Origin of the sequence: Moorena sp. SIO4G3 (assembly GCF_010692305.1) — a bacterium.
Lineage (GTDB): Bacteria > Cyanobacteriota > Cyanobacteriia > Cyanobacteriales > Coleofasciculaceae > Moorena > Moorena producens_A.
Window position 1 is genome coordinate 1 of sequence record NZ_JAAHIG010000408.1, and the last position, 7,579, is coordinate 7,579.

8 protein-coding genes and 1 pseudogene are annotated in these 7,579 nt (G+C 41.8%); 3 read left to right on the top strand and 6 right to left on the bottom strand.

Translation table 11 applies throughout. The annotated features are described in order from the left end of the window. Positions 1-254: 254 nt before the first annotated feature. On the top strand, positions 255-1,325 hold the full coding sequence (locus F6J99_RS38210; protein WP_293121150.1) for a peptidoglycan bridge formation glycyltransferase FemA/FemB family protein: 1,071 nt from the start codon (positions 255-257) through the stop codon (positions 1,323-1,325). A 301-nt stretch (positions 1,326-1,626) separates the two neighbouring features. Further along, positions 1,627-2,769: an aminotransferase class I/II-fold pyridoxal phosphate-dependent enzyme gene (locus F6J99_RS38215; RefSeq protein WP_293121152.1), complete on the top strand. Its 1,143-nt coding sequence runs from the start codon at positions 1,627-1,629 to the stop codon at positions 2,767-2,769. 202 nt (positions 2,770-2,971) lie between these two features. On the opposite strand, the gene F6J99_RS38220 is transcribed toward F6J99_RS38215, so the two are convergent. From F6J99_RS38220 to F6J99_RS38240, 5 genes are all read right to left on the bottom strand, one after another. Beyond that, entirely contained in the window at positions 2,972-3,634 is a 663-nt protein-coding gene (locus tag F6J99_RS38220) for an FkbM family methyltransferase (RefSeq protein ID WP_293121154.1), read from the bottom strand. A gap of 433 nt (positions 3,635-4,067) precedes the next feature. Beyond that, a complete protein-coding gene (locus F6J99_RS38225; RefSeq protein WP_293121156.1) occupies positions 4,068-4,940 on the bottom strand; it encodes a M48 family metallopeptidase in 873 nt (290 codons plus the stop codon). A gap of 331 nt (positions 4,941-5,271) precedes the next feature. Next, the gene (locus F6J99_RS38230) at positions 5,272-5,400 is read right to left on the bottom strand and encodes a hypothetical protein (RefSeq protein WP_293121157.1); all 129 of its coding nucleotides are present in this window, start codon (positions 5,398-5,400) and stop codon (positions 5,272-5,274) included. Positions 5,401-5,518: 118 nt separating this feature from the next. Beyond that, a complete protein-coding gene (locus F6J99_RS38235) occupies positions 5,519-5,683 on the bottom strand; it encodes a hypothetical protein (protein WP_293121159.1) in 165 nt (54 codons plus the stop codon). 210 nt (positions 5,684-5,893) lie between these two features. Further along, positions 5,894-6,637 (bottom strand): restriction endonuclease, encoded by a 744-nt coding sequence (locus F6J99_RS38240; RefSeq protein WP_293121161.1) that lies wholly within the window; start codon positions 6,635-6,637, stop codon positions 5,894-5,896. Between the two features lie 397 nt (positions 6,638-7,034). Here F6J99_RS38240 and F6J99_RS38245 point away from each other — a divergent pair, with 397 nt between their 5' ends. Beyond that, positions 7,035-7,262 carry a hypothetical protein gene (locus tag F6J99_RS38245; RefSeq protein WP_293121163.1) on the top strand — a complete coding sequence of 76 codons (228 nt, stop codon included), beginning with the start codon at positions 7,035-7,037 and terminating at the stop codon, positions 7,260-7,262. Here the strand turns inward: F6J99_RS38245 and F6J99_RS38250 are convergent. Continuing rightward, positions 7,155-7,579: pseudogene (locus F6J99_RS38250) on the bottom strand (transposase); the annotation flags it as partial. The gene F6J99_RS38245 and the pseudogene F6J99_RS38250 sit on opposite strands and share 108 nt — an antisense overlap.

Consider the following 7,579-nt stretch of genomic DNA (forward strand, 5'->3'; position numbering starts at 1 on the left):
GTGTGGGGAGATGGGGAGAGGGGGAGATGGGGAGATGGGGAGATGGGGAGATGGGGAGATGGGGAGATGGGGAGATGGGGAGATGGGGAGATGGGGAGATGGGGAGATGGGGAGATGGGGAGGTGGGGAGATGGGGAGATGAGATGATCAGGTAATCAGGTAATGGGGTGATTAATGTGTAGCAATAGTGTTTGAAGTTTGAATAAGGTCTTGAAATAGTAGCAAATTTAATTATTAGTTTTTTAGATAACAGTATGGATAGTAAAATTATTGAGTTTTTAAGCCCGTTATGGGGAGAAACCCTAAAGCAATTACGTCATGATATCTATCATATAGCCGACTATTTTACTCTAGAGTCTAGACGAAATCAAGGGATACCGGAAGCAATTGTAATAGCCGATGGGGATAAAATTTTCTTCGTTGCTTATTTACTGCGCAAATGTGATGACATTTGCGATCAAGACTCAGGGGATTTATTTGATGTGGTCTCTCCCTATGGTTATCCAGGAATTTTATTAAGTGAGGCAGCTGCTAGCACACCAGGGTTTGCTAATGCAGCAATGGCTGAATTCAAACGTGTGTTATCTGTCAAGGGAGTATGTTCAGCTTTCTTGCGACTTCATCCCATACTTAATCATAATATTAATGAATTATTTAACCCTAACCCGTTTACCTTCAATGGCGAGACAATCTCCATTGATTTAACACTCCCTGAGTCTAAACTCTGGAGTCATACCCGCAAAGATCATCGCAATAAGATTAATAAGTGTAAGCGTGCTGGGATGACAGCCAGAATGGTTCCATTTAAAGACTACATTCAGGAATTTATTGAAGTCTATCAAGAGACTATGGATCGGGTAGGTGCTTCAGGGTTTTATTATTTTAACTATGATTACTTTGTCGGACTATTAGAGACACTAGGAGAGCAACTTCACCTCTGTATCGTTGAACTGGATAATCAAATCATATCCGCTGGTATTTACACAGAATGCTGTGGCATCGTTCAAGCTGTACTGGGTGGAACTAAAACCCAGTTTTTCAAACAATCTCCAAGTGTTTTAGAAACAGATTTTGTCCGACTCTGGGCTAAAGAACGCGGCAATGAATTTTTGCACCTTGGCGGTGGTGTAGGAGGCGCAAAAGATAGTCTCTACAATTTCAAAGCGGGTTTCTCCAAGCAAAGACACACCTTCCTGACACTACGTTTAATTACTGATCAAGAAAAGTATCGTTATCTCGTTGATTTACGAGCCAAAGCATTAAACACTGACCCAGAAAAACTCCTCCACTCCAAATTCTTCCCCGCCTATCGTTGTAATCATTAAGCTGTTCAGCATTTAGATTGGCATATTTAAATTGCTAAAAGGGAACAGGGAACAGGGAACAGGGAACAGGGAACAGGGAAAAAATATTGTGAACCTCATAGTTATGAAAAACCCTTTAGTTAGGAAGCAACTTCAGCTAATTAATAGTTAAAACTTAAACCTTAAACCTACCCTTCACCGAACGCAAAAGGCGAACAACCTTTAACATTTAAAATGTTTTTTCCTTAACCCTTTACCCTGAAACATTCTAAATTATACATTCTAAATTCTAAATTCTGCATTCTAAATTCATCATTTTCCTATGAATAAACCAATTCTTTTGTCTACACCCCACATGGGTGATCAGGAACTGGAATTTGTTAAAGAAGCCTTTGAAACAAATTGGATTGCACCAGTGGGTCCCCATGTGGATGCCTTTGAGCAAGAATTTTGCCAAGTTGTGGGTACTCGCCATGCCGCTGCTGTTAGTTCTGGCACAGCAGCCTTGCATCTAGCGCTACGGCTAGTTGGGGTTAAATCAGGGGATGAAGTCTTTTGCTCTACCCTTACCTTTATCGCTACTGCTAGCGCAATTACTTATTTGGGAGCCAAGCCAGTTTTCATCGACTGCGATCGCACTAGCTGGAATATGGATCCCGAGTTACTGCGGCAAGCTCTAGATTGGCGGGCTCGACTGGGTAAATTACCTAAAGCCTTGGTTTTAGTTCATCTGTATGGTCAAAGTGCTGATATTGATCCGATTTTAGAGGTTTGCGATCGCTACGAGATTCCCGTGATTGAAGACGCTGCTGAAGCCTTAGGTGCCACCTACAAAGGTCGCTCTCCGGGAACCTTTGGGGAAATTGGTATTTACTCCTTCAATGGCAATAAAATTATTACTACCTCTGGTGGCGGCATGTTGGTTTCAAACCATCCTGATTTTGTCAGCAAAGCTCGTTTTCTGGCAACCCAAGCCCGAGACCCAGCCCCCCATTACCAGCACTCACACATTGGCTACAACTATCGCCTCAGCAATATTTTAGCTGGAGTTGGTCGTGGTCAATTGCGGGTTTTGAATCAAAGAGTAGCAGCGAGACGGCGTAACTTCGAGATTTACCAGGAAGCCTTGGCAGAGCTGCCAGGAATAGAATTTATGCCAGAAGCCCCCTATGGACGAGCCACGCGCTGGTTAACTTGCCTCACCATTAACCCTGATGCCTTTGGAGCAGATCGAGAGCAGGTTCGCCTGGCTTTGGCCGCAAAGCAAATTGAAACCCGTCCTGTATGGAAACCATTACATTTGCAACCTGTATTTGCTGAGTGTCACTCTATTGGTGGTGCGATCGCAGAAGATTTATTTGAGCATGGTCTTTGCCTACCTTCTGGCTCCAATCTAACCACTGAAGACCTAGAGCGGGTGATTGAAGGGATTAAAGCAACCTCTCGTTGTCCAGTACACAACTAATATCAAGTCTGGTTGAATACCCATAATTAATGGAGAGTGTGGGGAGATGGGGAGATGGGGAGATGGGGAGATGGGGAGATGGGGAGATGGGGAGATGGGGGAGATTTTTATTAAGGGTAATTACCTTGACATTATATAACCTTTTGATTTCAATTGTGAACATACTCCCTAATCCCTAATCCCTACTCCCTATTCCCCTTTGCTATAGATGCCCTTTTAGATAAAACGCATCTCCCCAGGTTTCCCCTTCCCAATTCGTTTCAACTCGTTTAAAATCAAATTCTCCTAAAAATTCGTCTAATTGCTCCACTCTGGCACAATTTTCGTATAATTCCTCTCGATTGATCTCAGTAATAATATAATCAATGGTTTTTAACGTTTCCTGGCTGCCTTTAAATACTTCTAGTTCATATCCTTGCACATCAATGACTATAAAATTATAATTTTCTTTATCCTCTAAGATATCGTCAAGTCTGACCATATCCACAATTTCCTCACTGTCAAAAACAATTTGAGGATATTGTTCTAAATGTTTCTTGGGTTTTAAGATCGATGATGACATTCCCTGATTCGCCCTTTCCACATACATTTTTATTTTTTTGTTTTCATTTCCTAAGGCTTTATGAAACAATCTAGTATTACTAGTAGTATTTACGACATGACCTTGAAGAATTTCAAAATTATGGGAGAGGGGTTCAAAGAAAACTAAGTTAGGGATCTGATAGTTTTGATAAATTTCATACTCCTGTCCATAATGAGCGCCAATATGAATGAGTCCCTTAATTTGTAGCTGATATTTCTGGAAGATTTTTTCAAAATCTAGGGAAATATTTTTAGCGCCTGCTGGTCCAATATTGCCAAACATTGTCACTACTAAAGTGTAAGGATAAGGAATATGTCACCGGATTTTTGGTCATCGGTAATCGGTAGTAGGTAATCGTTAACTACCAATTAGCAATTACCCATTGTCTTGATGCAAAGCGCGAGTGGGGGAAACCCCCGCAGGTCGGCGCTGCATCGCTACCAATCACCCAATCAGAGATTGACTCGCGACTTACGGAACAATTATAGCGTTTATCGCAGTTATGAGGTACACTATTGTTTGATACTGATTCCCTGTCTTGATGCAAAGCGCGAGTGGGGGAAACCCCCGCAGGTCGGCGCTGCATCGCTTAAAACCCTCTTTACTATTGCCTTTTGCCTTTTGCCTTTTGCCTTAAAGGGATAAACTTTGTCCTCATGAGTATGAGAACTGCTATATACCTGATACCAATGACCCTTCCGATTAAATACACCAACTACTCACCAAACCTACCTTCGATTTGCTCTTCAAAAGACTTCCTCGGTTTAGAGTCAACTCGCAACGAGTTTCCATTGTCTGATAGCTCATAAGTCAGCGGCTTGCTCCCAAGTAGCTGGATACGACCTCGCCGTGCTAACTGCTTTGGAGGATTTTCCACCATCAGCGCTTCGATCGCCTCAATACGCTGAGAAATAGTTGGGTGCGTCTTGCTCTTAAGGCCGCCTCCGGGCAGTTCTGCTAAAGTATTAAGCCCTCGCACAGACCCTTCCGGATCAAATCCAGCACGAGCCAAATACTGATAAGCTATGCGATCAGCTTCCAATTCTAGATTGTGACTCAACTTTTGTATTCGCTCCTGCCACTCCCTCAGCCGTTTTTGAGCTTCTTGTTGATTGTCCGCAGAGGAAACATCAATAGACGCTTCATGGGCACTTTCAATTAGCTCAGAGATATGACCGTCACTATGGTGTGCCATTTCATGGGCAATCACAAAAGCCAAAGCCGAAACATCCCCTGCCATCAGATCCAACAAACTTTTATCAAGGGTAATCACATAAGCTGAATGGGCGTAGGCTTTTGTAGAATATTCAGGGACAATCCTCACTCGCCAGAAACGAGTATCTATGTCGTTGGTGCGAACGATGCGGTCTACGATCCTGTAAATTACGTACAAGTCTTGTGGGAGTTCGGCTTTAGCCTTTTCATAGGCAGTGGGAAGTTGATATCCCAAGGGTTGTTTTAGAGAAATGTCGGGCGCGGTCTGATCGGTTTGTGCAGCAGCAGCGGTTTGCATTGATAAAGACAGAGGAAGCATTAGTGCCAGCACAGAAGTGACAATCCTTGCCTGTGTTTTTACGCTTGTCAACATAATTTCTCCTTGGCCCTAGCTAAGGGCGTAAACTAATCAGAGGATAGATTTCTCTCTTCATTTACTTTCTATCAAAGTAGAATTTGGCTTGGATTTCCTAGTGTGCTACTCAATAATGTGTCCTAATCAATTGATAATAACTAATTTAGACTAAACTTTGATTTTTGAACTCCAAGCCTTGTCAAAAGTAATGTGATGTCATCCAATCCTATATCAATCAAGGCTGATTCGATTCTAATCGGGTTAGTTAAAACTCTCCCTATTTTACTGAATAATTTTAATTTATTTAGCTGATTTTTTATTATTTAACAATACCCATAAGGGTACTATTTTACCGGTAGCATATAGCAAGTATTATACCCATGAGGTACAAATCTATGGGTTTTAGGGAGCAGGGAGCAGGGAGCAGGGAGCAGGAAGCAGAAAAGAGGGAAGAGGGAAAAAATAATGTGTACCTCATAAAAATGATAAACGCTATAAAAAAAAATAGCTGATAGTTTAATCCTTAGGTTTTATTATTAAATTTTTAAGGAGTTGACCATACCCATAAGGGTACTCTTTGCTCGGCGGTTTCTAGCCTAATCAGGTACAGAGTATTTTTTCTCTGTTCCCTGTTCCCTGTTCCCTGTTCCCTGTTCCCTGTTCCCTGTTCCCTGTTTCCTGTTCCCTAAAAACCTCACCAAATTAAAAACCGCTATATATTCCAACCAGTAACGCTTCCAGTCCGAATTTCGATAAGCCATCAGCAGCTATTGCCACAACCCCATCGCAACCCCAAAAAAAGCAATACCTCCTATCATTCCGAGCGGTAGCGAAATTTTAGCTCAACACTACCAGCGCGTCATGCAGGAGATACTCAAGTATCCTGTACCAGCATTCTGAATCATTAACTCAACACCCGCTGCAATTAAACAGCAGGTGTTTTTTTACAATCAACTATCTTCAGAAGGCTTTTACTTATATACTTTTTTAAGTATTTTTTTCAAATTATCCCTATCCCAAAGCTCAATTTTATTACTAGCTGCTAGTTCTTTTGCATTTTCTGTAAACTTACTATTAGTGATAACTAGTCCCAGGTTCGCCTGATAATAGCCAATTGCCCCTGTTACTTCCTGAACGGCCTTAATTCCTACGGTACTTTGTTGTATCTTGGCTTGAACAACAGCCTTTATATCCCCTTTTTTAATTACCAGATCGGCTCCATAATCCGCAGTTGCTGGAGTGCGCTTCACTTGGAAGCCCAGTTGCTTAAAGAATTTAGCCAGAAATTTTTTAAACTCCCTCCCCGTAATTTTATCAATTGCATCTAACTGTTCATCAATATCCTGTTTCGATGCACGCCTATCCTCAACCGAAGATTTACCATTCTTAACTTCTGCTTTAAGTTTACGTTTCAAATCATGAGAAACCATTAAGCCTTTAATCTCTTTACAGAGAGATGCTTTAGATTCTCCTTCTTCTTGGCGCTGTTTATATATTCCAACCAGTAACGCTTCAAGTCCGAATTTCGATAAGCCATCAGCAGCTATTCCCACAACCCCAAGAAAACCAATGCCTCCGATCATTCCGAATGGACCTAACATTGCCAAAGCCGCTGTGATCGCCGCTGCTCCAGTTAACCCCGTTGTTGCCATAGTAATCAGAAGTATCACACCAGGTAAGCCTAGTGCAGCAACCTTTCTAACCACTTCATCCATATCATTATTCCTCAATATGTTTAGTTTAGAGAATTGCTCTAATTTTCATCAGTATTCCCTCCAAACTGAGTAACGACATCAGTGGAAATAACAGTGGAAACCCATCTTATTTTGAAATACCTAAGAGACTGTTTGTTAAACTTTGCTTAAATCAGCCATGTAGGGTGGGTTAGGTGACAAGTACTTTAAAACCTCAGCTGTTAACAGAGCTGTCCCCCATAACCCAGCAATATTCAGCGAGTAATCGCTGTCTTAATATTTACTTTAGAAACAGTCTATAATTCGTAAGCATTCAGCATTCAGCATTCAGCATTCAGACCAATTAAAGTAGGGTGGGCAAAGTAATATAATCATTAATACTCACGCACAAGCAAACTGTGTCTTGATGCAGTCGCTCATGGGGGAAACCACGGCAGTTGCTCATGGGGGAGACCCCCAAGACCGCACTGCCTCCCCAAGACCGCGCTGCATCGCTTTTTGCCCACCCTACAAGCTGCTATTGGGACTTAAACAAAAATCAACCCCAAATAAAGCCCTTACTCGCTTTATAAAAGGCAAATACGTCTCGGTTTTGGGTCAACCAATTAAAGAAACGGAAAGACATGGCAGTACGAAAAGCTTCTAGAGCCTCAGGAAAAGTATTCATTCGCGTAGCGTGGCCTTTGGCCAAGGTTGATTAGCCCAGCGTCTTTGTAATCCTCCAGTTAACTTGTGCCAAAGAATAAAAGTGTAGGCACAGAATACTAGGATAAAATGGCGAATCAGACTTCTTTTATCTCTGACTTGGTATTCTCTCAAGCCGAGCCATCCCTTAGCTTCTCGATAGAATACTTCTACCCAATTTCTTTGAGAGTAAGTCGTTATAACCCACTGTGCTGTTACTTTAGATGAATTAACATTAGTGATCAAATAATCAATGTCTGTCGCCTCTTCAATTGAACA

Bases quoted from the DNA above. Each gene is read 5' to 3' on its own strand.
- F6J99_RS38210 (WP_293121150.1), top strand. From the start codon at position 255: ATGGATAGTAAAATTATTGAGTTTTTAAGCCCGTTATGGGGAGAAACC.
- F6J99_RS38215 (WP_293121152.1), top strand. From the start codon at position 1,627: ATGAATAAACCAATTCTTTTGTCTACACCCCACATGGGTGATCAGGAA.
- F6J99_RS38220 (WP_293121154.1), bottom strand. From the start codon at position 3,634: ATGTTTGGCAATATTGGACCAGCAGGCGCTAAAAATATTTCCCTAGAT.
- F6J99_RS38225 (WP_293121156.1), bottom strand. From the start codon at position 4,940: ATGTTGACAAGCGTAAAAACACAGGCAAGGATTGTCACTTCTGTGCTG.
- F6J99_RS38230 (WP_293121157.1), bottom strand. From the start codon at position 5,400: ATGAGGTACACATTATTTTTTCCCTCTTCCCTCTTTTCTGCTTCCTGC.
- F6J99_RS38235 (WP_293121159.1), bottom strand. From the start codon at position 5,683: ATGGCTTATCGAAATTCGGACTGGAAGCGTTACTGGTTGGAATATATA.
- F6J99_RS38240 (WP_293121161.1), bottom strand. From the start codon at position 6,637: ATGGATGAAGTGGTTAGAAAGGTTGCTGCACTAGGCTTACCTGGTGTG.
- F6J99_RS38245 (WP_293121163.1), top strand. From the start codon at position 7,035: ATGGGGGAAACCACGGCAGTTGCTCATGGGGGAGACCCCCAAGACCGC.